This is a genomic window from Pseudomonas sp. TE36184 (genome assembly GCF_054060055.1).
This window is the reverse complement of record NZ_JBSSCU010000001.1, coordinates 5,691,239-5,718,176: the sequence shown is the minus strand read 5'-3', so window position 1 is coordinate 5,718,176 and position 26,938 is coordinate 5,691,239. Positions and strand designations below refer to the sequence as shown.

At 60.9% G+C, this 26,938-nt stretch carries 30 protein-coding genes and 1 pseudogene; 16 read left to right on the top strand and 15 right to left on the bottom strand.

Features of this window, described 5'->3' with window-relative positions; all coding sequences use genetic code 11:
- Positions 1 to 3: 3 nt before the first annotated feature.
- Positions 4 to 963, bottom strand: coding sequence for a MerR family transcriptional regulator (locus ACVWZP_RS25835; RefSeq protein WP_457370246.1), 960 nt, complete (start codon positions 961 to 963; stop codon positions 4 to 6).
- A 217-nt stretch (positions 964 to 1,180) separates the two neighbouring features.
- On the opposite strand from ACVWZP_RS25835, the gene ACVWZP_RS25830 reads away from it, so the two are divergent.
- The 6 genes from ACVWZP_RS25830 to ACVWZP_RS25805 are packed head-to-tail and all read left to right on the top strand — an operon-like array spanning position 1,181 to position 4,113.
- Positions 1,181 to 1,741 (top strand): antibiotic biosynthesis monooxygenase, encoded by a 561-nt coding sequence (locus tag ACVWZP_RS25830; RefSeq protein ID WP_046382095.1) that lies wholly within the window; start codon positions 1,181 to 1,183, stop codon positions 1,739 to 1,741.
- 56 nt (positions 1,742 to 1,797) lie between these two features.
- Positions 1,798 to 2,508 (top strand): dihydromonapterin reductase, encoded by a 711-nt coding sequence (folM, locus tag ACVWZP_RS25825; protein ID WP_046382094.1) that lies wholly within the window; start codon positions 1,798 to 1,800, stop codon positions 2,506 to 2,508.
- A 20-nt stretch (positions 2,509 to 2,528) separates the two neighbouring features.
- A complete protein-coding gene (gene folE / locus ACVWZP_RS25820; RefSeq protein WP_017847762.1) occupies positions 2,529 to 3,089 on the top strand; it encodes a GTP cyclohydrolase I FolE in 561 nt (186 codons plus the stop codon).
- A gap of 2 nt (positions 3,090 to 3,091) precedes the next feature.
- A complete protein-coding gene (folX, locus tag ACVWZP_RS25815; protein WP_026140129.1) occupies positions 3,092 to 3,463 on the top strand; it encodes a dihydroneopterin triphosphate 2'-epimerase in 372 nt (123 codons plus the stop codon).
- Between the two features lie 22 nt (positions 3,464 to 3,485).
- Positions 3,486 to 3,782: a DUF1244 domain-containing protein gene (locus ACVWZP_RS25810; RefSeq protein WP_017847760.1), complete on the top strand. Its 297-nt coding sequence runs from the start codon at positions 3,486 to 3,488 to the stop codon at positions 3,780 to 3,782.
- Positions 3,775 to 4,113 carry a HopJ type III effector protein gene (locus ACVWZP_RS25805; RefSeq protein ID WP_017847759.1) on the top strand — a complete coding sequence of 113 codons (339 nt, stop codon included), beginning with the start codon at positions 3,775 to 3,777 and terminating at the stop codon, positions 4,111 to 4,113. The genes ACVWZP_RS25810 and ACVWZP_RS25805 overlap by 8 nt, the downstream gene beginning before the upstream one ends.
- A gap of 425 nt (positions 4,114 to 4,538) precedes the next feature.
- Here ACVWZP_RS25805 and ACVWZP_RS25800 read toward each other — a convergent pair whose 3' ends face one another.
- Both ACVWZP_RS25800 and trxB read right to left on the bottom strand, forming a co-directional pair.
- Positions 4,539 to 5,564, bottom strand: coding sequence for an IS110 family RNA-guided transposase (locus ACVWZP_RS25800; RefSeq protein WP_079443074.1), 1,026 nt, complete (start codon positions 5,562 to 5,564; stop codon positions 4,539 to 4,541).
- Between the two features lie 115 nt (positions 5,565 to 5,679).
- Complete coding sequence (gene trxB / locus ACVWZP_RS25795; protein WP_017847758.1) at positions 5,680 to 6,636, bottom strand: thioredoxin-disulfide reductase; 957 nt, start codon at positions 6,634 to 6,636, stop codon at positions 5,680 to 5,682.
- Between the two features lie 292 nt (positions 6,637 to 6,928).
- On the opposite strand from trxB, the gene cysZ reads away from it, so the two are divergent.
- The 4 genes from cysZ (at position 6,929) to ACVWZP_RS25775 (ending at position 10,750) form a co-directional block, all read left to right on the top strand.
- Positions 6,929 to 7,684 carry a sulfate transporter CysZ gene (gene cysZ / locus ACVWZP_RS25790; protein ID WP_017847757.1) on the top strand — a complete coding sequence of 252 codons (756 nt, stop codon included), beginning with the start codon at positions 6,929 to 6,931 and terminating at the stop codon, positions 7,682 to 7,684.
- 680 nt (positions 7,685 to 8,364) lie between these two features.
- Positions 8,365 to 9,543: a glycosyltransferase family 4 protein gene (locus ACVWZP_RS25785; RefSeq protein WP_017847755.1), complete on the top strand. Its 1,179-nt coding sequence runs from the start codon at positions 8,365 to 8,367 to the stop codon at positions 9,541 to 9,543.
- Positions 9,544 to 9,807: 264 nt separating this feature from the next.
- Positions 9,808 to 10,329, top strand: a complete 522-nt coding sequence (locus tag ACVWZP_RS25780; RefSeq protein ID WP_457370245.1) for a hypothetical protein — start codon at positions 9,808 to 9,810, stop codon at positions 10,327 to 10,329.
- 241 nt (positions 10,330 to 10,570) lie between these two features.
- Positions 10,571 to 10,750 (top strand): hypothetical protein, encoded by a 180-nt coding sequence (locus tag ACVWZP_RS25775; RefSeq protein ID WP_457370244.1) that lies wholly within the window; start codon positions 10,571 to 10,573, stop codon positions 10,748 to 10,750.
- 49 nt (positions 10,751 to 10,799) lie between these two features.
- On the opposite strand, the gene ACVWZP_RS25770 is transcribed toward ACVWZP_RS25775, so the two are convergent.
- From ACVWZP_RS25770 to rplU, 7 genes are all read right to left on the bottom strand, one after another.
- A complete protein-coding gene (locus ACVWZP_RS25770) occupies positions 10,800 to 11,903 on the bottom strand; it encodes an NADH:flavin oxidoreductase (protein WP_017847753.1) in 1,104 nt (367 codons plus the stop codon).
- Between the two features lie 219 nt (positions 11,904 to 12,122).
- The gene (locus tag ACVWZP_RS25765) at positions 12,123 to 12,605 is read right to left on the bottom strand and encodes a glutathione peroxidase (RefSeq protein WP_457370243.1); all 483 of its coding nucleotides are present in this window, start codon (positions 12,603 to 12,605) and stop codon (positions 12,123 to 12,125) included.
- A gap of 101 nt (positions 12,606 to 12,706) precedes the next feature.
- On the bottom strand, positions 12,707 to 13,171 hold the full coding sequence (locus tag ACVWZP_RS25760) for a CreA family protein (RefSeq protein ID WP_017847751.1): 465 nt from the start codon (positions 13,169 to 13,171) through the stop codon (positions 12,707 to 12,709).
- Positions 13,172 to 13,187: 16 nt separating this feature from the next.
- Positions 13,188 to 14,306 carry a glutamate 5-kinase gene (proB, locus tag ACVWZP_RS25755; RefSeq protein WP_057005288.1) on the bottom strand — a complete coding sequence of 373 codons (1,119 nt, stop codon included), beginning with the start codon at positions 14,304 to 14,306 and terminating at the stop codon, positions 13,188 to 13,190.
- Positions 14,307 to 14,445: 139 nt separating this feature from the next.
- Positions 14,446 to 15,669 carry an Obg family GTPase CgtA gene (gene cgtA, locus ACVWZP_RS25750; RefSeq protein ID WP_017847749.1) on the bottom strand — a complete coding sequence of 408 codons (1,224 nt, stop codon included), beginning with the start codon at positions 15,667 to 15,669 and terminating at the stop codon, positions 14,446 to 14,448.
- Between the two features lie 193 nt (positions 15,670 to 15,862).
- Entirely contained in the window at positions 15,863 to 16,138 is a 276-nt protein-coding gene (gene rpmA / locus ACVWZP_RS25745; protein WP_007901871.1) for a 50S ribosomal protein L27, read from the bottom strand.
- Positions 16,139 to 16,172: 34 nt separating this feature from the next.
- A complete protein-coding gene (gene rplU, locus ACVWZP_RS25740) occupies positions 16,173 to 16,487 on the bottom strand; it encodes a 50S ribosomal protein L21 (protein ID WP_017847748.1) in 315 nt (104 codons plus the stop codon).
- A 239-nt stretch (positions 16,488 to 16,726) separates the two neighbouring features.
- Here rplU and ACVWZP_RS25735 point away from each other — a divergent pair, with 239 nt between their 5' ends.
- The 3 genes from ACVWZP_RS25735 to ACVWZP_RS25725 all read left to right on the top strand — a co-directional run bounded on the left by ACVWZP_RS25735 (position 16,727) and on the right by ACVWZP_RS25725 (position 18,649).
- On the top strand, positions 16,727 to 17,695 hold the full coding sequence (locus ACVWZP_RS25735) for a polyprenyl synthetase family protein (protein WP_017847747.1): 969 nt from the start codon (positions 16,727 to 16,729) through the stop codon (positions 17,693 to 17,695).
- Between the two features lie 196 nt (positions 17,696 to 17,891).
- Positions 17,892 to 18,233: a zinc ribbon domain-containing protein YjdM gene (locus ACVWZP_RS25730; RefSeq protein WP_017847746.1), complete on the top strand. Its 342-nt coding sequence runs from the start codon at positions 17,892 to 17,894 to the stop codon at positions 18,231 to 18,233.
- A gap of 158 nt (positions 18,234 to 18,391) precedes the next feature.
- Entirely contained in the window at positions 18,392 to 18,649 is a 258-nt protein-coding gene (locus tag ACVWZP_RS25725) for a PA4570 family protein (RefSeq protein WP_003194088.1), read from the top strand.
- A 135-nt stretch (positions 18,650 to 18,784) separates the two neighbouring features.
- On the opposite strand, the gene ACVWZP_RS25720 is transcribed toward ACVWZP_RS25725, so the two are convergent.
- On the bottom strand, positions 18,785 to 19,402 hold the full coding sequence (locus ACVWZP_RS25720; RefSeq protein ID WP_017847745.1) for an FKBP-type peptidyl-prolyl cis-trans isomerase: 618 nt from the start codon (positions 19,400 to 19,402) through the stop codon (positions 18,785 to 18,787).
- Positions 19,403 to 19,486: 84 nt separating this feature from the next.
- Here ACVWZP_RS25720 and ACVWZP_RS25715 point away from each other — a divergent pair.
- Positions 19,487 to 20,746 (top strand): annotated as a pseudogene (locus ACVWZP_RS25715) (methyl-accepting chemotaxis protein); the annotation flags it as partial.
- Complete coding sequence (locus ACVWZP_RS25710; RefSeq protein ID WP_372340286.1) at positions 20,738 to 21,601, top strand: methyl-accepting chemotaxis protein; 864 nt, start codon at positions 20,738 to 20,740, stop codon at positions 21,599 to 21,601. The pseudogene ACVWZP_RS25715 and the gene ACVWZP_RS25710, both read left to right, overlap by 9 nt.
- Before the next feature lie 605 nt (positions 21,602 to 22,206).
- Here the strand turns inward: ACVWZP_RS25710 and ACVWZP_RS25705 are convergent.
- The 4 genes from ACVWZP_RS25705 to ACVWZP_RS25690 are packed head-to-tail and all read right to left on the bottom strand — an operon-like array spanning position 22,207 to position 26,292.
- Complete coding sequence (locus ACVWZP_RS25705) at positions 22,207 to 22,575, bottom strand: glyoxalase superfamily protein (RefSeq protein ID WP_457370242.1); 369 nt, start codon at positions 22,573 to 22,575, stop codon at positions 22,207 to 22,209.
- 29 nt (positions 22,576 to 22,604) lie between these two features.
- Positions 22,605 to 24,068: an N-acyl-D-amino-acid deacylase family protein gene (locus ACVWZP_RS25700; RefSeq protein ID WP_457370241.1), complete on the bottom strand. Its 1,464-nt coding sequence runs from the start codon at positions 24,066 to 24,068 to the stop codon at positions 22,605 to 22,607.
- Between the two features lies 1 nt (position 24,069).
- Complete coding sequence (locus tag ACVWZP_RS25695) at positions 24,070 to 24,930, bottom strand: MurR/RpiR family transcriptional regulator (RefSeq protein WP_057005291.1); 861 nt, start codon at positions 24,928 to 24,930, stop codon at positions 24,070 to 24,072.
- Positions 24,931 to 24,942: 12 nt separating this feature from the next.
- Complete coding sequence (locus ACVWZP_RS25690; RefSeq protein ID WP_177410570.1) at positions 24,943 to 26,292, bottom strand: GntT/GntP/DsdX family permease; 1,350 nt, start codon at positions 26,290 to 26,292, stop codon at positions 24,943 to 24,945.
- Positions 26,293 to 26,540: 248 nt separating this feature from the next.
- Here ACVWZP_RS25690 and ACVWZP_RS25685 point away from each other — a divergent pair, with 248 nt between their 5' ends.
- Entirely contained in the window at positions 26,541 to 26,921 is a 381-nt protein-coding gene (locus ACVWZP_RS25685; RefSeq protein ID WP_017847739.1) for a lysozyme inhibitor LprI family protein, read from the top strand.
- The last annotated feature ends 17 nt before the right edge of the window (positions 26,922 to 26,938 follow it).

Here is a 26,938-nt window from a genome sequence, read left to right as displayed (position 1 = left end):
TCTTCAGGTATCCAGGTTACCGCTGAGAAATTGCTGCAAGCGCCGTTGCATCAAGCGTCCTTCATTGCCCAGGCAGCCAACGGCGGAGCCCGTCAGATCGGCCTGGGCCAGGTCTGACGCGGCACCGGCAAGAAACAGCGGGCAATCGAGGGTCAACGCCAGGCGGTTCAAACGCCCGGCCAACGCTTGGGTGTGTGAGTAATTGGAGAAGAGGACCAGCGCCTCGGGTTGCGTCTTTTCACACACCAGCGTCAATTCATCGAAAGGCTGCCCCATCCCCAGCACCTTCACGGCCAGATCGTCTCGACCGATCAACAGCCCCGCCACCAGCAATTCCAATTTACGGCACTCGCCGGGAATGGCCGCGAGCAACACCCGTGGCGCCGCTGACGCACACGCCAGTTGCAAACGCTGCAACACCCGCACCCGCAGGAAGTTGTCGAAGAACAGCCATTCACTGGCTTGGCCGAAGCGCCCCTGATGACGCAACAGGTCGTTCCAAAGAGGCATCAGGATGTCCTGGAACGCGACGTTGAGCGGGTAGGTGGCGATCACCTGGTTGTACAGTTGCTCCAGTTGACGATCATCGAACGCGCCCACGGCCAGCACCAGGCGCGCCTGCCATTGCGGCCATTCGCCTAGCTCGACCGTGTCGTGCTCGACACGCACGGCGGCGGCCTGCTGATCGTCACGCGCAAGGATCTTGCCCACTTTGCTCACGGCCACGCCACGCTCGATCCAATCGACAATGCGATGAACCGTTTGAATATCGGCCTTGGAGTACAGACGATGCCCGCTTTCGGTGCGCGTGGGTTGAATCAGGCCGTAACGCCGCTCCCAGGCACGTAGGGTGACCGGGTTGATGCCCGTCAATCTCGACACGTCACGAATCGGAAACAACTCATCGGAATCGGCAGGGCTGGGGGCGGTGGATTCGCGAATAGGAGCAATGATTTCGGGCATCAGAGGTCATGAACGTCCGTTTGAAAGTGAGTCCCATTTAACGCCTTTACCGCGATGTATATCAAGGTGTGTACCTAATGGACCAATGCTGCTGGTGTATTTCTGCAAAACAGGAATAATCCTTGCTTACCGATAAAGCGTCGCTGCAACACCCCCGCAGCGTCGTCTGTGTGCCACCTACCCGGTTCAGCGCACCCGTTCTATTTGGAGATACACAATGTCTACCTCACCCGTCACCCTGATGGTTGCGCGCCGCGTGGCCAAGGGCCGCTACGAAGAGTTGATGGCCTGGCTGCGCGAAGGCGAGCGACTGGCCACTGACTTCCCCGGCTACCTGGGCTCCGGCGTCCTCGCACCACCGCCCCTTGATGATGAATTTCAGATTATTTTCCGCTTCGCCGACGAAAAAACCCTGCATGCCTGGGAATTTTCCGCGTCACGCAGCGCGTGGCTGAGCCGGGGCAGCGAGCTGTTTGCCGACCCGTCCGAGCATCGCGTGCGTGGCATCGATGGCTGGTTCGGGGCTGCGGGTACACGGCCGCCGCGCTGGAAACAGGCGGTGGCGATCTGGCTGGCGTTTTTCCCGGTGTCGTTGCTGTTCAACTTCGGCCTGGGGCCATTGCTCGGCGGGCTGGACCTGTTCAGCCGCGTGCTGGTCAGCACCTTGGCGCTCACTCCGCTGATGGTCTACTTGTTCATTCCACTCTCGACCCACCTGCTGGCCAACTGGTTGCACCCTTCGCCGCCACGCGCCAAGGCCAGCGAAGCCGCGGCGTGAGTACAGGGGGGCTCGTCACTGGTATGATTTGACCCTGCCAGCGACTTGAGCCTCCCATGACTGCAACGAACGCCCCGATCCTGATCACCGGCGCCGGCCAGCGCGTCGGCCTGCATTGTGCCGAACGCCTGCTCGACGAGGGCCACTCGGTGCTTTTCAGCTACCGCAGCGAACGCCCCGGCGTGCAGGCGCTACGCGAGCGTGGCGCGATCGGCGTGTTTGCCGACTTCTCCAGCGAAGCCGGGATTCTTGCGTTTATCGCCGAGTTGAAGCGTCATACCCAAAGCCTGCGCGCGATCATCCACAACGCTTCGGCCTGGATCGCGGAAACCCCAGGCGACGAAAGCCGTGCCTTTACCGACATGTTCAGCGTACACATGCTTGCGCCGTACCTGATCAACCTGCATTGTTCACCCTTGCTGCATCGCTCTTCACCCGCCGACATCGTGCATATCAGCGATGATGTGGTGCGCAAGGGCAGCCGCCAGCACATCGCCTACTGCGCCACCAAGGCCGGGCTCGACAGCCTCACGCTGTCGTTTGCCGCGCAGTTTGCGCCGCTGATCAAAGTCAACGGCATCGCCCCGGCGATGGTGATGTTCAACGAAGGCGACGACGCGGCCTACCGTACCCAGGTACTGGCCAAGTCGGCACTGGGCATCGAGCCCGGGCCCGAGGTGATTTACCAGAGCGTGCGTTACCTGCTGGACAACCCCTACGTCACCGGTACCACCCTGACCGTCAACGGTGGGCGGCATATCAAGTAAGCCGTTTGTGAGGATGTTGTATGACCTTATCCCTGCCCCACCACTATCGCGAGATCCTTAAAGGCCTAGGTGAAGACCCGGAACGCGAAGGCCTGCTCGACACCCCCAAGCGTGCCGCCAAAGCCATGCAATACCTGTGTCATGGCTACGAGCAAAACCTCGAAGAGATCGTCAACGGCGCGCTGTTCGCCTCCGACAATGACGAGATGGTGATCCTCAAGGACATCGAACTGTACTCGCTGTGCGAGCACCACCTGCTGCCCTTTATCGGCAAGGCCCATGTGGCCTATATTCCGACCGGCAGGGTGCTGGGCCTGTCGAAGCTGGCGCGCATCGTCGACATGTTCGCGCGGCGCCTGCAGATCCAGGAAAACCTCACGCGGCAAATCGCCGACGCCATCCAGGACGTGACCCAGGCCTCCGGCGTGGCGGTGGTGATCGAAGCCAAGCACATGTGCATGATGATGCGCGGCGTGGAAAAACAGAATTCAACCATGAACACCTCGGTGATGCTCGGCGCGTTCCGCGAGTCGAACACCACGCGCATGGAGTTCCTGCAACTGATTGGACGGAGCAAGTAGCAATGCCACAACTTCAACCAGGCATGGCGCGCATCCGGGTCAAGGACCTGTGCCTGCGCACCTATATCGGCATCAACGAGGATGAAATCCTCAACAAGCAGGATGTGCTGATCAACCTGACCATCCTGTATGCCGCCCAGGACGCCGTGCGCGACAACGATATCGACCACGCGTTGAATTACCGCACCATCACCAAGGCGATCATTGCCCACGTCGAAGGCAACCGCTTCGCCCTGCTGGAGCGCCTGACCCAGGAACTGCTGGACCTGGTGATGAGCAACGAGTCGGTGCTGTACGCCGAAGTCGAAGTGGACAAGCCCCACGCGCTGCGCTTTGCCGAATCGGTTTCGATTACCCTGGCGGCCAGCCGCTAACCCCTGGATTTACGTGAGCCCTATGACCGATCAACAACGCCTCGAACTCGAAGCCGCCGCCTTTCGGCGGCTGGTCGCACACCTGGACAGCCGCAAGGATGTACAGAATATCGACCTGATGAACCTCGCCGGCTTCTGCCGCAACTGCCTGTCCAAGTGGTACAAGGCCGAGGCCGACGAGCGCCAGATCGCGCTGAGCCTCGATGACGCGCGTGAAGTGGTGTACGGCATGCCGTATGCCGAGTGGAAAGCCCAATACCAGCAAGAAGCCAGCGCCGAACAACAGGCGGCGTTCGCCAAAGGAAAACCCCATGACTGACCTGAATACCCTGCGCGCCAGCCTCGACAGCGGCGAACATCTCTTCGCCGACACCTTGGCCTTCGTTGCCGCCGGTTACGACTACCAGCCGCAAGCCTTCACCAACGGCACCGTGGAAAACGCCGCCGGGCAGAACGAAGGTTCGTGCAAGACCCTGGGCCTGGCCTTGCTGGAAGGGTTGAGCGACCAGCACGCCTTGTTGGCGTTTGGCGAGCATTACCGTTCGGTGGTCGCCACGCCTGAGGGCAGTGACCATGGCAATATTCGGGCGTTGATCGCGCACGGGTTGGCGGGTGTGAAGTTTGACCAGCAACCTCTGACTCGCCGCTGATCCAACGTGAAAACCCGATTTAATGTGGGAGCTGGCTTACCTGCGATGGCGGCGGTAAATCCTGCATAGACGTTGGCTGACACACCGCTATCGCAGGCAAGCCAGCTCCCACAGTGATTGGATTACCAAATTGAGATAGCGATGGATCATCAAATCCCGCGCAAAAAATCTATGGTCACCCCCATTTTTGCAATACTGATCAACGGGTGGTGTGGTTGGCTTGCTTAAATCTATCCGGCGTCTGTTTGGGGTATGCCCCAGCGCCACGATGAGAGTCGCGCCTGACGATCCTTAAAAACCGGTCGGCTTCTGAAGCCGATTTTTATGTCAGGATCTTCGCCAGGCCGGTGTGCCGTTCACATCATCTGTTGTTCAGCTATCGCAAAACCTGAAGGGTGAATCGTGGTACTGCAACAACTGCAGGGTCAGGCGTTCAAAGCGTCTGGCCCTGCTTCATATTGCGTATGGCGAGCGGCTATCGCCCAAGCGATACGCGCCAGTTTGTTAGCCAGGGCACAGGCCACGACATTTGAATGTCGTCGACTGAGCAAGGTTTTAACCCAGTCAGCCAGAGCGCCTTTCTGGTGATCCAGCCTCTGCATATAGACCCTGGAACACTGCACCAACAGTTGTCGCAGATGCTTGTCACCCCGCTTGCTGATCCCCAGCAGATTGGCCTTGCCGCCCGTGCTGTACTGCCTGGGCACTAAGCCAACGGAGGCGGCAAAGTCGCGACCGCATCGGTACTGTTTACCATCGCCCATCTCCACAGCCAGCAGGCTGGCGGTGATCGGGCCGACACACGGCATGCTCAGCAAACGACTGCCCAGATCATCGTTGGCCAGTTGGCCCGCCAGTTCTTTATCCAGCGCTTTGATTTGCTCATCCAGATAGACGAAGTGATCGTGCAGGCGCTGCAATAAGACCGTCAGACGAACGGGTAATTCGTGCTCGGCCAAAACGCTCGCCAAACGCTTCATGATGGCCAATCCCTTGGGCAGGCTGATTCCAAACTCCAACAGAAAACCGTGCATCTGATTAGCCGTTTTGGTGCGGTCATGCACCAACGATTCGCGCATCCGATGCAGCACAGACAGGGTTTGCTGGGATTCGGTTTTAGGCGTAACGAAGCGCATGGATGGGCGGGAAGCGGCTTCACAGATCGCCTCAGCGTCGACGAAGTCATTTTTGTTGCCCTTGACGAAGGGCTTAACGAACTGCGGGGAAATCAGCTTGGCCGTGTGTCCCATCGCCATCAGTTGGCGAGCGACAAAATGCGACCCTGCACAGGCCTCCATCACCACGACACAGCTCGGCACATTGCCGAAAAACTGCATCATCTGCGCTCGTGAGCATTTTTTGCGAAACACCTCGCGGCCCGACTTATCCTGGCCGTGCAGGTGGAAAGTATGTTTGCCGAGATCGATACCGATCAGTGCTGACTCGCTCATGATGATGGCCTCCGAAAACAAAACACCCCGTGAAAGCGTAGCCCTCACAGGGTGTTGGGGGTGACCATCTCATTAACCGGCTTTCGCCGGTTTTTTCATTTCAGCGGGTTCAGACCTAAGCGTTCTGCAAACCGTCGAGGTAACGCTCGGCATCCAGGGCCGCCATGCAACCGGCGCCGGCCGAGGTGATGGCCTGGCGGTACACGTGGTCAGCCACGTCACCGGCGGCGAAGATGCCTTCGATGTTGGTCGCCGTGGCATTGCCTTCGCGACCGCCCTGCACCACCAGGTAACCGTCTTTGGCGTCCAGCACGCCTTCGAACAGCGAAGTGTTCGGGGTGTGGCCGATGGCGATGAACACGCCGTCGACTGTCAGCTCGTCGAAGCTGCCGTCGTTGTTTTTCAGGCGCGCACCGGTCACGCCCATGTTGTCGCCGAGGACTTCATCCAGGGTGGCGTTGAGCTTGAGGATGATCTTGCCTTCAGCCACACGCGCGTGCAGCTTGTCGATCAGGATCTTCTCGGCGCGGAAGGTTTCGCGACGGTGAATCAGGGTCACGGTGCTGGCGATGTTGGCCAGGTACAGCGCCTCTTCCACGGCCGTGTTGCCACCGCCGACCACGGCGACCGGCTTGTTGCGGTAGAAGAAACCGTCGCACGTCGCGCAGGCGGACACGCCCTTGCCCATGAACGCTTCTTCCGACGGCAGGCCCAGGTAACGGGCGCTGGCGCCGGTCGCGATGATCAGCGCGTCACAGGTGTAGACGCCGCTGTCGCCGGTCAGGCTGTAAGGCTTTTTCGAGAAGTCGACCTGGTTGATGTGGTCAAACACGATCTCGGTTTCGAAGCGCTCGGCGTGCTCTTTCATACGCTCCATCAGCACCGGGCCGGTCAGACCGTGGACGTCGCCCGGCCAGTTGTCGACTTCAGTGGTGGTGGTCAACTGACCGCCCGCCTGCATGCCGGTGATCAGCAGTGGCTTGAGGTTGGCTCGGGCAGCGTAGACGGCAGCGCTGTAACCGGCAGGGCCGGAACCGAGAATAATCACTCGCGAATGACGGGTATCAGACATGACTCGCTCCTGTCGACCGCCCGGACAACAAGGCGGCTGGAATAAAAAAGGACCGCGAAGCACTTGGGGAAGGCTTGAACTCGCAGATCCTGAAAATAATGGGTGCAGCGTATAGAGGGGGGCAAGATTAAGGAAATACGGAATAACAATCCAGCTCATAGGCAGTATCTATGCAGCAGGCCCAGTTGATCGACGCGTTTGTTTCTGCTGATGTCCTGGCATTGCGCGTGCTTTCGTCCTGAAGGCAAAGCCGGTAAGGTCGGCGCGTTCGTCATTCTGCTCGGAGTTCTCCATGCCCGCCCCTGTTCTTTCCGGTCCGCAATACCTGCGTGAAGGCCTCAAACTGGTGTTGAGCCCCGGCCTGCGCCTGTTTGTGCTGCTGCCGCTGGCGATCAACCTGGTGCTGTTCGTCGGCCTGATCTATTTCGCCGGCCATCAGTTCAGCCTGTGGGTCGACGCGTTGATGCCGACGCTGCCCGGCTGGCTGAGTTTCCTCAGCTATATCCTGTGGCCGCTGTTCGTGGTGCTGGTGGTGTTGATGGTGTTTTTCACCTTCACCATGCTCGCCAATGTCATCGCTGCGCCGTTCAACGGTTTTCTCGCGGAGAAAGTTGAAGTGGTGGTGCGTGGCACCGACGATTTCCCGCCGTTCAGTTGGGCCGAGCTGGTGGCGATGGTCCCGCGCACCCTGGCGCGGGAGATGCGCAAGCTGGGCTACTTCCTGCCGCGGGCCATCGGCCTGTTTATCCTGTCGTTCATTCCGGTGGTCAACCTGATCGCCGCGCCGTTGTGGCTGCTGTTCGGCGTGTGGATGATGGCGATCCAATACATCGACTACCCGGCCGACAACCACAAGCTGGGTTGGAACGAAATGCTCGCCTGGCTGCGCCAGAAACGCTGGCAGAGCATGAGCTTCGGCGGCAGCGTCTACCTGGTGCTGCTGGTGCCGGTGGTCAACCTGTTGATGATGCCGGCGGCGGTGGCCGGGGCGACGTTGTTCTGGGTGCGCGAGCAAGGTGCCGAGACGGCGTTGAACACACCGCGATAACGGTACGCTGGCCGGTCGACCGGTGCCGGAACTGATTGTTTTTTGAGGCCACACAACCTGAGCCGACCTTGGGGCAACCGAGGTCGGCAACCAAACCCGTGACAACAGGAGCCTCACAATGATCAGCACGCTTTCCAACCTGCCAACAAACATAGGACTCAGGATCGACCCGCCTCCCATCGGGCCATCCCCCACCCCGCCAACAAACCCAGCACCCAGGCCCGGCCAGCGTCACAAATGGCAGCCATCCCGCACCCCGCCAAAAAACCGAGCACCCAGGCCCGACGCGCCTCCCAGCGGGCCACCCCGCACCCCACCCAGCGTCCCGCCATCAAAACCAGGACCCTGGTCCGGGCCACTGCTTCCCGACTATCCATCCAGGGACCAGAATACAAAACCAACAGACAGTAGCTCGATCAGCGTACCCCCAAACGCGAACGGGACTCTGAACCCTGGCGACCGTGAATTCGGCCCGCAAAATAAAGTGCTCGGTGTGCAAGATACGAGCTATGTCACGCCGTCTAAAATCACCTTCTGAGCCCCCAGGCCAGCGATCTGCATAGAGCCGAAGGGCTCTGTGCTTAAAGGATTGGCGCATTGCCGCCTGCCGCCAATGCCCGTCATAAATCCATCATCTGTATGACACATCGGCGACACAGCCCACAGCGACACTGTGGGTCATGACGACAGCTTCGCTTCACATCACTCTGATTACCGAAACCTTCCCGCCAGAGATCAACGGGGTGGCCAATACATTGGGTCGCCTGTGCGAGGGTTTGCGCGCGCGCGGCCATCAGGTCGAACTGGTGCGCCCGCGCCAAGGCATTGACCAAAGCCGCCCCAGCGACAACGAATTGCTGCTGTGCCGCGGTTGGCCGTTGCCCGGCTATCCAGGCCTGCAATGGGGCCAGTCGTCGATGCACAAGCTGCTGCGCCGCTGGACACGCCAACGCCCGGACGTGCTGTATATCGCCACAGAAGGACCGCTCGGGTTGTCGGCACTACGTGCAGCGCGTCGCTTGGGGATCAGCGTGGTCAGCGGTTTTCACACCAATTTCCAGCAGTACTCGAACCAGTACGGCCTGAGCATGTTGAGCCGCGTGGTCACGCACTACCTGCGCTGGTTTCATAACCGCTCGACCTTGACCCTGGTACCCAGCGCCAGCCAACGCCTGGAGCTGGAGCGCCGCCACTTCGAACGCCTGGGGATGTTGTCGCGCGGGGTCGACAGCCAGTTGTTCCACCCGGCCAAGCGCGATAACGCCTTGCGCGAAAGCTGGGGCCTGGGCAATGACGATATTGCAGTGCTGCACGTCGGGCGCCTGGCGCAGGAAAAGAACCTGGGCATGCTCAAGCGCTGCTTCGATGCCTTGCGCAGTACTTATCCACAGCGTCGCCTGCAACTGATCGTGGTCGGCGACGGACCGCAACGCGCGTTGCTCGAGCACGACCTGCCGCACGCCATATTCTGCGGCACCCAGCGCGGCGAAGAACTGGCGCGACACTACGCCTCGGGAGACCTGTTCCTGTTTCCCAGCCTGACCGAAACCTTCGGCAACGTGGTGTTGGAAGCCATGGCCTCCGGGCTCGCGGTGGTGGCATATGACCAGGCGGCCGCGACCCAGCATATCCGCCACGGTTACAACGGCGTGCTGGCGATGCCCGGCGATGAGGAAGCGTTCTGCGACGCGGCCAATTGGCTGCTGGAAGATCGCGAGCATTTGCGCAGGGCCCGCCTCAATGCGCGCCATCATGCCAGTCACCAGGGCTGGCCGGCGATCATCGAGCAGTTCGAGAACCAGTTACGCGATGTGTGCGCAGAACCGTTGGCTGCTCCAACGCAGCCTTATGTTCGTTGAACGATCTGCGAATAACGTCAGTTAGTTCGCCTTCCCTCCAGACTTCCCCCTGAATAACGGCTTCATCATTAGGATTTTTTACCTGAAGCCATCGGAGTCGGCGCGCCACAACAGGATATTTCCGGAACGTCGCGCGATTTATCGCCACCTACATGACACCTGCCAAGGAAGAGGTGTCTGTCTCTGGACGCACTCAAAAAAGGCAGGTCATTCATGATGAAACATTAATTAGAGAGCACTATGTCGACACTGATAAATGGATCAATGGCGCTGCGATTCCAACCGTTCAACACGCCCACTCAAGGGCCGACAGACACCTGCCCATCCAACAGCGCCCAGTACGATCACGGACGACCGTCACACCAACAACCCTATAACGCGAACCACGGCTGGAACCGCCCGCAGCCGGCACGTCCGGGCAACCAGTGGCAACGCCCGCAACCGTCGCACCCTGGAAACGATTGGCAGCCGCCGCAGAACGACTGGCAGCGCCCGCCACAGAACGGCGGCTATCGCCCGCAACCCACACACCCTGGAAACAACTGGCAGCCGCCGCAGAATGACTGGCAGCGTCCGCCGCACAACGACGGCTATCGCCCGCAACCCACACGCCCGGAAAACAACTGGCAGCCGCCGCAGAATCAATGGGAACGTCCGCACAACGGCGGCAGCTATCGCCCACAGTTCACTGACCGCCCGTCAACGCATGACGGTCAAGCATCCTACGCCACCACGCAATATGCAGCGGTCCATTCCGAACGGGCGGAAGATGCCTACTACGGTTAATCCGGATAGGCCAACAACAAGACAATAGGCCTTGAAAAACCCAACGCGCTGAAAACCGGCGGGAGGCCGGGCGCTGTCTACCCGGCCTCCCGCCCGAGCTAGCGGACCGTGTTGCACACCGATTGCCATAGGTTGCGCAAGGTTTACTCGATATTTCCCCCTGGAACGGCGAACGGTGGATGACCAATCATTGATACCTGCTGCTAACGCAGGTCCCTTAGATCAATGGAGACCCTGAGATATGGCAATTTACGGAATGGGAGTGCGCAATGGCATCAACATGCCAACCGCAGAGTGGACGCGTCAGCAACAATGGCTGGATCAGTCTCGAGCAGCACCGCCCACTTATGACCAGGCTGCGCGCCAAGACGGGCACAAGACCGATCACCGCCAGGAGCTGCGCAAGTCAATAGAGTATTGACCGCTCCAACTGAACAGCTCCCGGTGGCAACCACCGGGAGCCCGGCCCGTTACACCAGGGTCGTCAACGCCTCACGACTGAACGGCAAGATGTCGCCCTCGCGGTGTTCGCGGACCTTCACCGCCCAATCCGGGTCCACCAGCAGGGCACGGCCGACGGCGACCAGATCAAACTCATCGTTGTTCAAACGCTCCAGCAGCTTCTCCAGGCTGGCCGGTTGCGCAACCTTGTCAGTGTTGACCATAAACTGCAGGAACTCGCCATCCAGGCCGACGCTGCCGACAGTGATGGTCGGCTTGCCGGTGAGCTGGCGGGTCCAGCCGGCCAGGTTGAGGTTGGAACCTTCGAACTCCGGCTCCCAGAAGCGCCGGGTGGAGCAGTGGAAAATATCCACGCCGGCGTCGGACAGCGGCTTGAGAAACTCGCCCAAAGCCTCGGGGGTTTGCACCAGGCGCGCGGTGTAGTCCTGCTGCTTCCACTGGGAAAAACGCAGGATGATCGGAAAATCCGGGCCGACGGCGGCACGGATGGCCTGGATCAGTTCGATGGCAAAACGCGAACGGTTGGCCAGGCTGCCGCCGTATTCGTCGCTGCGCTGGTTGCTGCCTTCCCAGAAGAACTGGTCCACCAGGTAACCATGGGCGCCGTGGATCTCCACGCCGTCCATGCCGATGCGCTGGGCGTCCCTGGCCGCCTGGGCGAAGGCGGCAATCACGTCCTTGATGTCCTGATGGGTCATGCCGTGGACAACCACGTTGCCATCCTTGAGTTTTTCCATCGGTCCGTAGGCCGGTACGCTGGCATCCGGCTCGGTACCGATGCGTCGCACGCTGCCCACATGCCACAACTGCGGGACGATCTTGCCGCCTTCGGCATGCACGGCATCGACCACTTTCTTCCAGCCCGCCAGCGCCGCTTCACCATAGAAGTGCGGGACATTGGGATAGCCGTTGGACGCTGGGTGATCGACCACGGTGCCTTCGGTGATGATCAGGCCTACACCCGCCGCGGCACGGCGGCGGTAGTACTCGATGACCTTGGAATTGGGGACGCCGCCCGGGGAAAACGAACGGGTCATCGGCGCCATTACCACACGACTCGACAGTTGCAGCGTTCCGAGGTGGAACGGTTTGAACAAGGCTTGGACAGGCATGGCAACACTCCACGAAAGACGGTTTTTATGATGCCGATAATATGGCGCGTGCAGCGTGCTGAGTAGCACTATTGATCAGGGTGATTAAGGCTTAGAAATGCCGGACACCTGTAGGAGCGAGCTGGCTCGCGAAAATCGTCAACGATAACGCGTTCATACTGGATCAACGCGGTGCGCCTGGATTTTTCGCGAGCACGCTCACGCCTACAGTTCAGGGGATCAGCTCAGGGCTTTTTCGATGGACTGGACGACGGCCGGATCATCCGGTGCCGTTCGCGGCGAGAAACGCGCAAGCACCCGCCCGTCTTTGCCCAGCAGGAATTTCTCGAAGTTCCAGGTGATGTCCCCGGGGAACTCGGCGCCCTCGCCCGCCAACAAGCGGTACAACTGGTGACGCTCAGGGCCGTTCACATCGAGTTTGCTGCCCAGCGGAAAGCTCACCCCGTAATTGAGGCTGCAGAATTCCTGGATGTCTTTCTCGGTCCCCGGTTCCTGGCCCGCAAACTGGTTGCAGGGCAGGCCGAGTACGGTAAACCCCTGGTCCTTGTACTGCTGATAGAGGTTTTCCAACGCCGCGTATTGCGGGGTCAAGCCACATTTGGAGGCCACGTTGACCACCAGCACAACTTTGCCCTTGAAGGGCGCCAGTGGCAGCTCTTGTCCGTCCAACGCTTTGAGTTTCAGGTCGTGGAAAGCACTCATGACGAACTCCAGATATCCCATGTTCTTTGCATTGCGGCTCTTCGAGATTACAACCCGCAAGCCTGCAATCATAGACGCCGATTACAAAACTCGCCTGCGGATCACTGCGCGGTCGGCCACGGCAAAATCGGAATCGCGGTAACGGCGTTCTGCGGGCTGCCTTCGATCAGGCGGTCGCTGTAGACCAGGTACACCAGGGTATTGCGCTTCTTGTCGAGGAAGCGCACCACCTGCATGGTCTTGAACACCAGCGACGTGCGTTCCTTGAACACTTCGTCGCCATCCTTGAGTTCTCCCTTGAAGCGGATCGGCCCGACCTGGCGGCAGGCAATCGACGCCTCGGAGCGGTCTTCGGCCAGGCCCAGGCCGCCTTTGACGCCGCCGGTCTTGGCGCGGGACAGGTAGCAGGTCACGCCATCGACCTTGGGGTCATCGAAGGCTTCGACCACGATCCGGTCGTTGGGGCCGACAAACTTGAACACCGTCGACACCTGGCCGATCTCTTCGGCCGACGCCAGCAACGGCATGGCCAACAGCAGGCCGAGCAATCCCTTCATCACACGCATCGTGTATTCCTTTCGTTTAAACCAGAATCAGGTTGTCGCGGTGGACCAGTTCCGGTTCCGCCATGTAACCCAACAGACCGACAATCGCCTCAGACGACTGCCCGATGATTTTCTGCGCTTCCAGCGCGCTGTAGTTGGCCAGGCCGCGGGCGATCTCACGACCGTCCGGCGCCACGCACACCACCATCTCGCCACGGCGGAAGCTGCCCTGCACCAACTTGACGCCCACCGGCAGCAGGCTCTTGTGACCCAGGGACAACGCCGCCACGGCACCATCGTCGAGTACCAGGGTGCCGCGGGTCTGCAAATGCCCGGCCAGCCACTGCTTGCGCGCGGCCAGCATGCCGCGTTCCGGCGACAGCAGCGTACCGATGCGCTCACCGGCCTTGAGGCGGTCGAGCACGCGCTCCAGGCGCCCGCCGACGATGATCGTGTGGGCACCGGAACGCGCCGCCAGGCGCGCCGCACGCAGTTTGGTCTGCATGCCGCCACGGCCCAGCGCGCCGCCGACGCTGCCGGCCACGGCGTCCAGCGCCGGGTCATCGGCGCGGGCTTCGTAGATCAATTTGGCGTCGGGGTTGGTGCGCGGGTCGGCGTCGAACATGCCGTCGCGGTCGGTGAGGATCACCAACAGGTCGGCTTCCACCAGGTTGGCCACCAGAGCGGCCAGGGTGTCGTTGTCGCCGAAACGGATTTCGTCGGTGACCACCGTGTCGTTTTCGTTGATCACCGGGATCGCCTTGAGCTCCACCAGCGCGCGCAACGTACTGCGGGCGTTGAGGTAGCGCTTGCGGTCGGACAGGTCGTCGTGGGTCAGCAGGATCTGCGCGGTGTGAAGGCCGTGCTCGGCGAAGCTGGATTCCCAGGCTTGCACCAGGCCCATCTGACCGATGGCGGCAGCGGCTTGCAGTTCGTGCATCGCGCTGGGTCGCGCGGTCCAGCCGAGGCGGCTCATCCCGGCGGCAACCGCTCCGGACGAGACCAGCACCAACTCGACGCCGGCCTCATGCAAGGCCACCATCTGCTCGACCCACACGCTCATGGCTGCGCGATCCAGCCCTTTGCCATCCGCCGTCAGCAACGCACTTCCGATCTTTACGACCCAGCGCTGCGCACCTGTCACTTTGCTCCGCATCATCTTCAACCTTAGTTAGAGGGCGGGACGCGACCCAGCGCCGCCCATAACGTTATTCGTGACTACATTCGTGACTGCAGGTATCCCCAGATACCAAAACGCCGCTCGAGTGAGCGGCGCTTAAGTTTACTGCAACGAATCAGTCGCGCACGTAAATGATTTCCGGACCGTCTTCATCATCCACGTCTTCTTCGTCCCAATCATCGTCGCCGATGTCATGGACCGACTTCACGCCGCTGCGGCGCAAGGCACGCTGGTCGTCCAGGGCTTGCAGCTGGGCGCGGGCTTCGTCTTCGATGCGCTGGTCGAGCTCGGCGAGTTCGGCCTTGAACACCGGGTCGGCCGCCAGGCGGTCGGCGCGGTCTTCCAGGTAACGCATGATGTCGCGGGTCAGGCGTTCGGTGCCTTCTTTGGCGATAGCCGAGATCACGTAGACCGGACCGGTCCACTCCAGGCGATCGACGATTTCCTTGACGCGCTCCTCGTGCTCTTCCTCGAGGATCTGGTCGCACTTGTTCAGCACCAGCCAGCGATCACGCTCAGCCAGGGACGGGCTGAACTTGGTCAGTTCGTTGACGATCACTTCGGCGGCGTCCGGTGCGCTGGTGTCATCCAGCGGCGCCATGTCGACGAGGTGCAGCAGCAAACGGGTACGCGACAAGTGCTTGAGGAAACGGATACCCAGGCCCGCACCTTCGGAAGCCCCTTCGATCAGGCCGGGAATGTCGGCGATCACGAAGCTTTTCCAACGGTCGACGCTGACCACGCCCAGGTTTGGCACCAGGGTGGTGAACGGGTAGTCGGCGACTTTCGGCTTGGCGGCCGAGACCGAGCGGATGAAGGTACTTTTGCCGGCGTTCGGCAGGCCCAACAGGCCCACGTCGGCCAGTACTTTCATTTCCAGCTTGAGGTCACGCTGCTCGCCCGGCTTGCCTGGCGTGGTCTGGCGTGGCGCACGGTTGGTACTGGACTTGAAACGGGTGTTACCCAGACCGTGCCAGCCGCCCTGCACAACCATCAGCTTCTGGCCGGCCTTGGTCAGGTCGCCGATCACTTCCTGGGTCGCGGAGTCGATGATCGTGGTGCCGACCGGTACGCGCAGCACCATGTCTTCACCTTTTTTACCGGTGCAATCGGTGCTGCCGCCGTTGGAACCACGCTCGGCATCGAAGTGCCGGGTGTAACGGTAGTCCACCAGGGTGTTGAGGTTTTCGTCGGCCATCATGTAGATGGAACCGCCGTCACCGCCGTCACCGCCGTTGGGGCCACCGTTTTCGATGAATTTTTCGCGACGGAAACTCATGCAACCGTTACCGCCGTCGCCTGCTTTTACTCGGATGGAAACTTCATCAACGAACTTCATAACAAAACGCCTCTCGCCGCACGGACGAGCTTAAGAAACCAAGACATAAGACTCTTGCAAAAATGAGCGCAGCGACCTCAATCAACGACCGCAAATCCAGCGCTTGAGCTCATTACAAACAGCTTTGCAAGAGACTCACTCCACAAACGAAAAAGCCCCGTCGCAAGACAGGGCTTTTCCAGCAACTACGTAATTATGCCGCGACGACGTCAGTCTTCGGGACGATGCTCACGTAACGGCGACCGAAGGCGCCTTTTACTTCGAACTTGATCACGCCGTCGATTTTAGCGAACAGAGTGTGATCTTTACCCATGCCAACACCGTAACCGGCGTGGAATTGGGTGCCGCGCTGACGCACGATGATGTTGCCCGGAATGATAACCTGGCCGCCATACATCTTCACGCCAAGGCGTTTGGCTTCTGAGTCGCGACCGTTACGGGTACTACCACCAGCTTTTTTGTGTGCCATGAGTCAATTCTCCTAGTGAGGAATTAGGCTGAAATTAAGCCTGAATACCGGTGATTTTGATCTCGGTGTACCACTGGCGGTGGCCCATACGCTTCATGTGGTGCTTACGACGACGGAACTTGATGATGCGGACTTTATCGTGACGACCTTGGGAGATCACTTCAGCCACAACGGTAGCGCCAGCAACAACTGGAGCGCCAATGTTCACGTCATCGCCATTGGCGACCAACAGAACGCGATCAAAAGTCACGGAGTCGCCGGTAGCGAGTTCCAGTTTTTCGATCTTCAGGTATTCACCTGGGGCGACCTTGTATTGCTTGCCACCAGTAACAATTACTGCGTACGACATGGTATTTCTCCGATAATCCTGCTCACCCAGCGCTTTATAAGAAGAGGTATTGGCTGGCATGGCTGCATGGGATGGACGTCCCGAATGCAATTGCGTAAGGCAGGTGCTGCCCAGGAAGTTCAGGGTGCGCGATTGTACGCAAGGCGCGGATACGTTGCAAGAGGCCGTCTATCGCGCCTTGACACTGCGGGGTCAGGGTCCTAGCATGCCGCGCAACCCTTCTGGAGCGACTGTCGCTGATGCAACCCCAAGCTTTCTACCGCGCGGTCGCGGACGATTTTAGCGCCGTCGACGGCATCATCAAGCAGCAGCTGACGTCTAAAGTGCCGCTGGTCTCCAAAATTGGCGACTACATTACGTCGGCGGGCGGTAAACGCCTGCGTCCTTTATTAGTGTTGCTGTGCGGCAAGGCCCTGGGCCGCGAAGGCGATGACCTGCGCCTGCTGGCCGCCACCATCGAGTTCCTGCACACCGCGACCCTGCTGCACGACGACGTGGTCGACATGTCCGGCATGCGCCGTGGTCGCGAGACCGCCAACGCGATGTGGGGCAACGCCCCGAGCGTGCTGGTCGGCGACTTCCTGTACTCGCGCTCGTTCGAAATGATGGTCGAACTGGGCTCGATGCCGGTGATGAAGATTCTTTCACAGGCCACGCGCATCATCGCCGAAGGCGAAGTGTTGCAGTTGTCGAAGGTGCGTGACGCCAGCACCACCGAAGAAACCTACATGGAAGTGATTCGCGGCAAAACCGCGATGCTCTTCGAAGCCTCGACCCACAGCGCCGCCGCCCTGTGCCAAGCCACGGCCGAGCAGGCCGAAGCCCTGCGCACCTTCGGCGACCACCTGGGCGTGGCGTTCCAACTGGTGGACGACCTGCTCGACTACCGTGGCGACGCCGAGACCCTGGGCAAGAACGTCGGCGACGACCTGGCCGAGGGCAAGCCGACCTTGCCGCTGATCTACACCATGCGCGAAGGCACGCCGGAACAGGCGGCCCTGGTACGCAAGGCGATCCAGAAAGGCGGGATCGAAGACCTGGAAAGCATCCGCGCCGCCGTGGAAGCCTCCGGCGCCCTGGACTACACCGCCCACTTGGCGCGTGACTACGTGGCCCGTGCGATCAAGTGCCTGGACGCCCTCCCCGCCAGCGAATACCGGGACGCCCTGGTCGAACTGAGCGAGTTCGCGGTCGCGCGCACGCACTAGAAATACCAAATGTGGGAGGGGGCTTGCCCCCGATAGCGGTGGATCAGTCAACTTATGCTTAGACTGAAATACCGCCATCGGGGGCAAGCCCCCTCCCACATTTAGTTTGTATTACCAATCCAAGACCGCGCCCTGTCTCCCTACAATTCCCTATATAATGTGCGACTTTAGCCATCCTGACCTTTAAGGAGCTTTAGTGAGCACGTTGCCACCCTGCCCGAAATGCAATTCCGAATTCACCTACGAAGACGGCGCCCAACTGATCTGCCCGGAATGCGCCCATGAGTGGTCCGCCACTGGCGAGGCCGAAGTGGCCAGCGATGAAACCGTGAAGAAAGACTCTGTAGGCAACGTCCTGCAGGACGGCGACACCATCACCGTGATCAAAGACCTCAAGGTCAAGGGCACCTCCCTGGTGGTCAAGGTCGGCACCAAGGTCAAGAACATCCGCCTGTGCGACGGCGACCACGATATCGACTGCAAGATCGACGGTATCGGCCCGATGAAACTCAAGTCCGAGTTCGTCCGCAAGGTCTGATCCTGCTGCTTCCATCCCGCGCCCGCCGCGGGATGGCGTTTCGCCCTGGCTGTTGATCCCTCGCACGACCCACGCAGAAAAATCCGCAAACCGCCAATAGGCACTTGCTATTCTACGAATAAGAATTATTCTCATTGAAACCCATCAAGGAGAATGACATGACTTATTTGATAGATGCCTGGCTGGACCGCCCACACCCTTACCTGCGCATACTCCATCGGGAAACCGGGGAAGTCTGTGCGGTGCTGGAGGAAGAAGCGCTGAACGAACTGCAGGACCAGGGCGACCTGGACGTGAATGGCCTGAGTTCCAGTGAACCCGGTGTACTGAAGGAAGTGGTGCGCAACCTGTTTCTGTTCTGCTATGCCCGAGCATTGCGCCCGGCGACGGAACTCAATGGCAAGTTTCACCCATGAGCGACCGCGCAAAACCCTGTAGGAGCGAGCTTGCTCGCGAAGAACGCACAAGCAACGCGTTCATCCAGGATGCTCGCGTCATCGTTGACGTTTGTCGCAAGCAAGCTCGTTCCTACAGGTAATCAAAAGCAGGTCTTACAGAACGTCGAGCAACTCGACGTCGAATACCAGAACGCTGTGCGGCGGAATGCTGCCAACGCCTTGAGCGCCGTAAGCCAGTTCGCTCGGCACGAACAGGCGCCATTTGCTGCCGGCATTCATCAGTTGCAGGGCTTCGGTCCAGCCGGCGATCACGCCGCCAACCGGGAATTCTGCAGGCTGGCCGCGCTCGTAGGAGCTGTCGAACACCGTGCCGTCGATCAGGGTGCCGTGGTAGTGAGTACGCACTTGGTCTTCACGGGTCGGCTTGGCGCCTTCACCGGCAGTCAGCACTTCGAATTGCAGGCCGGAAGCCAGAGTGGTGATGCCGTCACGCTTGGCGTTTTCCGCCAGGAACGCCAGGCCCTCGCCTGCAGCCGCTTCCGCCTTGGCAGCCGCTTCGGCTTGCATGATTTCGCGGATGACCTTGAAGCTCGCGGCCATTTGCTCTTGATCAACACGGCTTGGCTTGCCGGCGAACGCGTCGGTCAGGCCGGCCAGGATTGCGTCCAGGCTCACGCCCGGTGGCGGGTTGTCGCGCAGTTGGTCGCCCAACTGACGGCCGATACCGTAGCTGACGCGGGTTTCGTCGGTGGACAGATTAACTTCGGACATGAAGAGGCTCCGCTGTAGGGCAGCGCTGAAAACACGGTTTTCCCGCACCGCCCAGAACTAAAAGGGCCAGCAGACTAGCACAGAATGCGCGTGCGGAATGAGCCCCGCCCACGTCATGCCTGCCTGGCGCCGATGCTCGGTGATGCAGGGTCCCGTACATCGCGCGGACTAATTAATCGTTTCAGTTTCCCCTGCGCCCGCCGATATGGCCTAAACACCTTGGCTGGCTCAAACAACAACACCGTCCAGCAGACAAACATCATTTTTGCGGAGCACTCGATGAACAGCTGGTTCGGTAACATCAGCGTCAACCTCAAACTGGGCCTGGGCTTCGGCCTGGTGCTTGTCCTCACCTCGATCCTGGCGCTGACCGGCTGGACCAGCCTCGGCGGCCTGATCGACCGTAGCAACTGGATGAGCGACATCACCCAGCTCAACGCCTCCCTGACCAAGCTGCGCATCGTGCGCCTGCAATACATGCTGGCCAACGGCGATGAAAGCGTGGCGCAAAACGTACAAACCAGCCTGGATGCCTTCGTCGCCCAGCAGCAAAAACTCCTGGACAGCTTCAAGAGCCCGGACAACGTCAAACTGCTCAACGAGCAGAAAACCGTCATCACGGCGTATCAGCAATCGCTGAACAAAATGCGTGAGGCCTACCGTGCCGGCAATGCTGCGCGCCAGGTCATGGGCGATAAGGCCGACATCGCCAACGCCCAGATCGACGCACTGGACAGCAGTGTGCAGCAGACGCCCGACAACCCCGAGCGCTTCACCCAGTACCAGGCCGTGACTCATGCCAAACAAGAGTTCCAGTTGGCCCGCTACGAAGTGCGCGGCTACACCGGCAACGTCAACGCCGACACCGAAGCCCGCGCCGCCGCCCAGATCGAAAAAGCCATCACCGGCTTGAAAGGCCTCGGCGCGGCGTTCGGCGGCAGCCAACAGGTCGCGCTCAGCGCCCTGGAAAGCGCGCTCGGCGCCTATCGCAGTGCGGTGCAGAACTACAAGGCGGCTAACGCCAATATCGTCGCCGCGCGCGCCGAAATGACCACCCAAGGGGCGGATATCGTCACCATCAGCGACAAGCTCTACGACATCCAGCTCACCCGCCGCGACGCCGAAAGCGCCCAAGCCCGCAGCCTGCAATTGATCAGCACGCTGCTCGCGTTACTGGTCGGCATCGTCGCGGCACTGGTGATCACCCGCCAGATCACACGCCCGATCCAGGAAACCCTGGCCGTGGTCGAACGCATTGCCTCCGGCGACCTGAGCCACAATATCCAGGTCACCCGCCGCGATGAACTGGGCGTACTGCAACAAGGCATCCAGCGCATGGGCACGACCCTGCGCGAGTTGATCAGCGGCATTCGTGACGGCGTGACCCAGATCGCCAGCGCCGCCGAAGAGTTGTCGGCCGTGACCGAACAGACCAGTGCCGGGGTGAACAGCCAGAAGATCGAAACCGATCAAGTCGCCACCGCCATGCACGAAATGACCGCCACCGTGCAGGAAGTCGCACGCAACGCCGAGCAAGCCTCCCGGGCCGCTGCCGATGCCGATGGCCAAGCCCGCGCAGGCGACAAGGTGGTGGCCGAAGCCATCGCCCAGATCGAACGCCTGGCCGCCGAAGTGGCGCGTTCCACCGACGCCATGAGCCATCTGCAACAAGAGAGCAACAAAATCGGCAGCGTGATGGACGTGATCAAGGCCGTGGCCGAGCAGACCAACCTGCTCGCGCTCAACGCCGCGATTGAAGCGGCGCGTGCCGGTGAAGCCGGTCGCGGCTTTGCCGTCGTCGCCGACGAAGTGCGTGGCCTGGCCCAGCGCACGCAGAAATCCACCGAAGAAATCGAAGGCCTGGTGGCCGGCTTGCAGAACGGCACCCAGCAGGTGGCCGCGGTGATGAACAACAGCCGCAGCCTCACCGACAGCAGCGTCGAACTGACGCGCAAGGCCGGCGTATCCCTGGAAAACATCACCCGCACGGTGTCGAACATCCAGTCGATGAACCAGCAGATCGCAGCGGCAGCCGAAGAGCAAAGCGCCGTGGCCGAAGAAATCAGCCGCAGCATCATCAACGTGCGTGACGTGTCGGAACAGACCGCCACCGCGAGTGACGAGACGGCCAAGTCGAGTGTGGAACTGGCGCGCTTGGGCAGCCAGTTGCAGCAGATGGTCAGCCACTTCCGGGTGTAAAAACCAAAAAGCCGCCTCGGTCTGCACCGGGGCGGCTCCACTTCTCAGACCTTAGCGGTCATCGAAGCTGTCTCGCAGGAATGTCCATACGTGATAAACACGCAGGGCATTCACGACGAGGTTCCACGCACGTCGTGCAAACTTAGACATACTCGGCCCTCCATGAGTTGGGCCTTACCTCCAGCGCACTTACCGGAACATGTGAGCCTTTGGATGCACGTCAGTGCTCCTGTGAGGCGGCTGGGTTTATGGTCCTCTTGCATGAATCCGGCACGGATTACTAGCCCGTGGCAGTCGGTCCAAAATTTGCGCGCGAACCCAGCCAACCTACCTCACGATGAACGTAGAACGAGGGCGATACTAGCTCAGTCCCCTACGCCAAGGTGTGACAAGCAACGGCCAATTCCCCTTAAAAGTTGTTGCTGTTTTTTGCGGGGCTCAAGTGAAAGACCACCTCTCGTCAGGCCTTGCATAAAGCCCCGAAGCGGCAGTAGTATCGCCAACACGTCAGTGCTTCCTGTGAGATCGCAACCCCAGCCGCAAACCGGGTTTGCACAAAAAAACCGCCCTACTAAGGCGGTTTTTTATTGCCTGCGATTTACCCCTCAGCCCTCGCCTTCCTCGACAAACACCAGCCGATTGCCAAACGGATCGTGGATGCTCATCTCCCGCGACCCCCAGGGCATTTCTTCAACGCCTGGCTTGGCAAAACGATAGTCCTTGCCCTGCAATTGCTGCTGATAGGCGTCTACACCCTGCGCCTGAATCCGCACCGCCGCACCCGGCGATGCATCGCCATGGTGCTCGGACAAATGCAGCACGCACTCACCCAACGACACCTGCAGGTACAACGGAAAACTCGCCTCGAAGCGATGTTGCCAATCGACCTTGAACCCAAGGAAGTCGACATAAAACTCCCACGCCTTGGCCTCGTCGAAAATCCGCAGGATGGGGGTGACTTTTCCTAAGTGCATGGCAACCGCTCCGTGTGTAAGAGCGCCCACTATAGAGTCGAAAACCCACCCCGCAAATCCCCACTGCGCGCCAGGAACCGCCCCGGCCGCTGACCATTCGGCTGCCCGTCGCTGTAGCTCAACACGCCGTTGACCCACACGCCATCAATCCCTTCTGCCGCCTGCTGCGGCGCCTTGAAATCCGCCACATCGCGCACGCGCAGCGGATCGAACAGCACCAAGTCGGCCCAGTGCCCTACACGGATTTCGCCCCGCTCCGACAAGCCGAACCGCGCCGCCGACAAGCCGGTCATCTTATGCACCGCCGTGTGCAGCGGGAACAGCCCGACGTCCCGACTGAAGTGGCCCAACACCCGTGGAAACGCGCCCCACAAGCGCGGATGCGGGAACGGATCTTCGGGCAACCCATCCGACCCGACCATCGACAGCGGATGCGCGAGGATACGGCGCACATCCGCTTCGTCCATGCCGTAATACACCGCCCCCGCCGGTTGCAGACGACGGGCCGCGTCCATCAGCGAAACATCCCACTCGGCGGCGATCGCCTGCAAGTCGCGCCCGCCCATTTCCGGGTGCGCGGTCGACCAGGTGATGGTGATGCGAAATGCATCGGTGACTTGCTTGAGATCCAGGGTCGAAGAACTCGCCGCATAGGGGTAACAATCACACCCCACCGGATGGGTTTTCGCCGCCTGCTCCAGCGCCGCCAACAGCTGCGGACTACGCCCCCAGTTACCCGCACCGGCACATTTGAGGTGGGAAATGATCACCGGCACCTGAGCATGCCGACCGATCAGAAACGCCTCGTCCATGGCCGCCAGCACCGGCTCGAACTCACTGCGCAGATGGGTGGTGTACACCGCGCCGAACGCCGTCAGTTCTTCGCTCAGTTGCAGCACTTCATCGGTCTCGGCATTGAACGCGCTGGCGTAGGCCAGGCCGGTGGATAAGCCAAGGGCGCCATCCTCCAGGCTTTCGCGCAACTGCGCGCGCATCGCGGCGATTTCATCGAAAGTGGCGCTGCGATGCAGGTCGTCCATATGGTTGCTGCGCAGCGCCGTGTGGCCGATCAGCGCCGCGACGTTGACCGCCGGCTGGGCGCGTTCCACGGCGGCGCGGTAATCGGCAAAACGCGGATAGGTGAACGCTTCACGCGGGCCCAGCAGGTTCATCGGGTCCGGCGGCTCACCGCGCAAACTCACCGGCGAGGCGCTGATGCCGCAGTTGCCGACAATCACCGTGGTCACCCCCTGGCTGAGCTTGGGCAGCATCTGCGGCTGACGGATCACCACCGTGTCATCGTGGGTGTGTACATCGATAAACCCCGGCGCCAACACCCGGCCGCGGGCGTCGATCACCTGCGTGGCCAGCGCGGCCGACAAGTCGCCGATCGCCTCGATACGCCCGTCGCGCAGCCCCACATCGGCGACATACCCAGGCGTGTTGCGGCCATCCATGACCAGCGCCTGGCGGATCAGCGTGTCGTACTGCATATCAGTCTCCCAGCGGCAGGCTGTCGGGCCCGCCGCGATAGTCGTCGAGGGCCAGCTTGATGCGGCGCAGGCGTTCCTGGTTGTCGTCCGGCATGGCCAGCGCCAGCTCGGTGGCGAGCAGGTCGATGGCCAGCAGCATGCCGTAGCGCGCCGCCGTGGGTTTGTAGATGAAGCTGGTTTCGGCCGGTTGCAGCGCCAGCACCACATCCGCCAGCCCGGCCAGGGGTGAAGCGGCCAGGGTGATGGCGACGATGGGCGTGTCGTAGTTGCGCGCCAGGGCCACCACGTCCAGCAACTCCGGGGTGAGGCCGCTGAGCGAACAAACGATCAGCGCCTGCTCGGGCCCCAGCGTCGCCGCCGTGACGCGCATCATCACCGGGTCATGGCAGGCGGCAATCGGATAGCCCAGGCGCACCAGACGCACTTGCAACTCATCGCTGCACAGGCTCGACGGGCCGCCCATGCCGAACGCGTGGATCATGCGCGCCTTGCCCAGCAGGCTGACCGCATCGACGAAGCCGGCCTGATCGAACCCCGACAAGTGCTGGCGCAACGTCGCTTCGATATCGCCGAGAATCTGCCGATGAAACCCCGACTGCTCAGGCTTGCCCGCCGGGTCGAGGAAGCGGCTGCCCACGCCACTGGCCTGGGCCAGTTGCAGGCGCAAGTCGCGCAAATCCCGGCACCCGACGCTGCGCGCAAACCGCGACAACGTGGCGGTGCTGACCTCGGCGCGTTGGGACAACGCCTCCAGGCTAGCCGACGCGGCAAAGCCCACGTCATCGAGCATCAGCTTGGCGATACGCCCTTCGCCAGCACTGAAAGACGCCTGGCGGGCGCGGATCTGGTAGAGGATGTCCATGGAGGCTCCGGGTTACAGGACGCAGGACAGACCATACGTCAGACCGAAGGCGACCAGCGAAATCAGGGTCTCCAACACGGTCCAGGTCTTGAAGGTCTGGATCACAGTCATATTGAAGTATTCCTTGATCAGCCAGAAGCCGCCGTCGTTGACGTGGGAAAAGATCACCGAACCCGCCCCGGTCGCCAGCACCAGCAATTCAGGGTGTGGATAACCCAGGCCCAGCGCAACCGGCGCAACCACCCCGGAAGCGGTGGTCATGGCCACGGTGGCCGAGCCGGTGGCGATACGCATCAACGCGGCGAACAACCAGCCCATCACCAGCGGCGACAGGTTGAACGCGTGGGCCAGGCCGAGGATTTCGTTGGTCACGCCGGCGTCCACCAGAATCCGGTTCAACCCGCCGCCCGCGCCCACCAGCAAGGTGATACTCGCGGTCGGCGCCAGGCATTCGTTGGTGAACCTGAGGATCGACTCGCGGTTGAAACCCTGCGCCAGGCCGAGGGTCCAGAAACTCACCAGGGTCGCCACCAGCAGCGCGATCACCGAGTTGCCGATAAACAACAGGAACTGGTTGAAACCGCTGCCGGGCGTGGAAATCAGATTGGCCCAGCCGCCGATCATCATCAGCACCACCGGCAACAGAATGGTGCCCATGGTCAGGGCGAAACTCGGCAAACGGCTGCGTGGCTCGCGCTCGATGAACTGGCGCTCCAGCGGGTTTTCCGCCGGCAGGTGAATGCGCGGCACGATGAACTTGGCGTACAGCGGGCCGGCGATGATCGCCGTGGGAATGCCGATCAAAATCGCATAGAGCACGGTCTGCCCGACCGAGGCGTTATACGCCAGCACCGCCATCATCGCCGCCGGGTGCGGCGGCACCAGCGCATGTACCACCGACAGGCCGGCGACCATCGGCAAGCCGACCATCAGGATCGACACCCCCACACGCCGCGCCACGGTAAAGGCGATCGGCACCAGCAACACAAAACCGACCTCGAAAAACAGCGGCAGCCCCACCAGAAACGCAATGCACACCATCGCCCAATGGGCATTGCGCTCGCCGAACCGGTTGATCAACGTGCGTGCCACCTGCTCGGCGCCGCCGGATTCAGCCATCATCTTGCCGAGCATGGTGCCCAGCGCGACCACCAGGGCGATATGCCCCAGGGTTTTGCCGACGCCCGCTTCGTAAGAGCCCATGATGGTGTCCGCCGGCATCCCGGCCATCAGCGCCAGGCCGATGGACACCAGGGTGATGACGATAAACGGGTTGAGTCGGTAACGTGCAATCAGCACGATCAAAGCAATGATGGCGATGGCGGCGTATGCCAATAGCCCGAAGCCCGGTGATGCGGCCATGCGGTACTCCTCGGAAAGGGTCACGTCGAATTGGTTGTGAAACTCATAAATCATTACCGAGGAGCATTTTCAATTTTTATGAAAGTAATTTTCGCCCACAGATAAGCGCTGTCGCGTTGGGACATGCCCAACGGCCGTGCATGAAAATTCGGGGGGTGTTCTTACATCAAATTCAGAAAAGACCGGAAACTCAACGCGCACGCTTGAGTCTTAAAATGCGCCCCCACGAACATCCAGGACACTCGATCATGACCCGCACCTCTCTCACCGCCTGCGCCCTGCTGCTCGCCCTATGCGGCAGCGCGTCGGCCGCCGACAACGCCGCACTGAAGAAATGCATGGACAGCGCCAACACGACCGTCGACATGGTCAAGTGCAATACCCAGCAGGCCAAGGTGCAGGACAAACGCCTGAACACCGCCTACCAGACCGCCCTCGCCGCTCAGGAAGGCGCGCGCAAGCAGCAATTGCAGGACGTGCAGCGCCTGTGGATCAAATACCGCGACGCCAATTGCGCCTTTGCCGGCAGTGCCACCGGCGGCAGCATCGATCAGGTCAACGGCTCCGCCTGTGTACTGGACATGACCCAGACCCGCGCCCAGGAACTGGAAGACCTGGTCGGGCCGTAATGAATGAAAACCCTCGC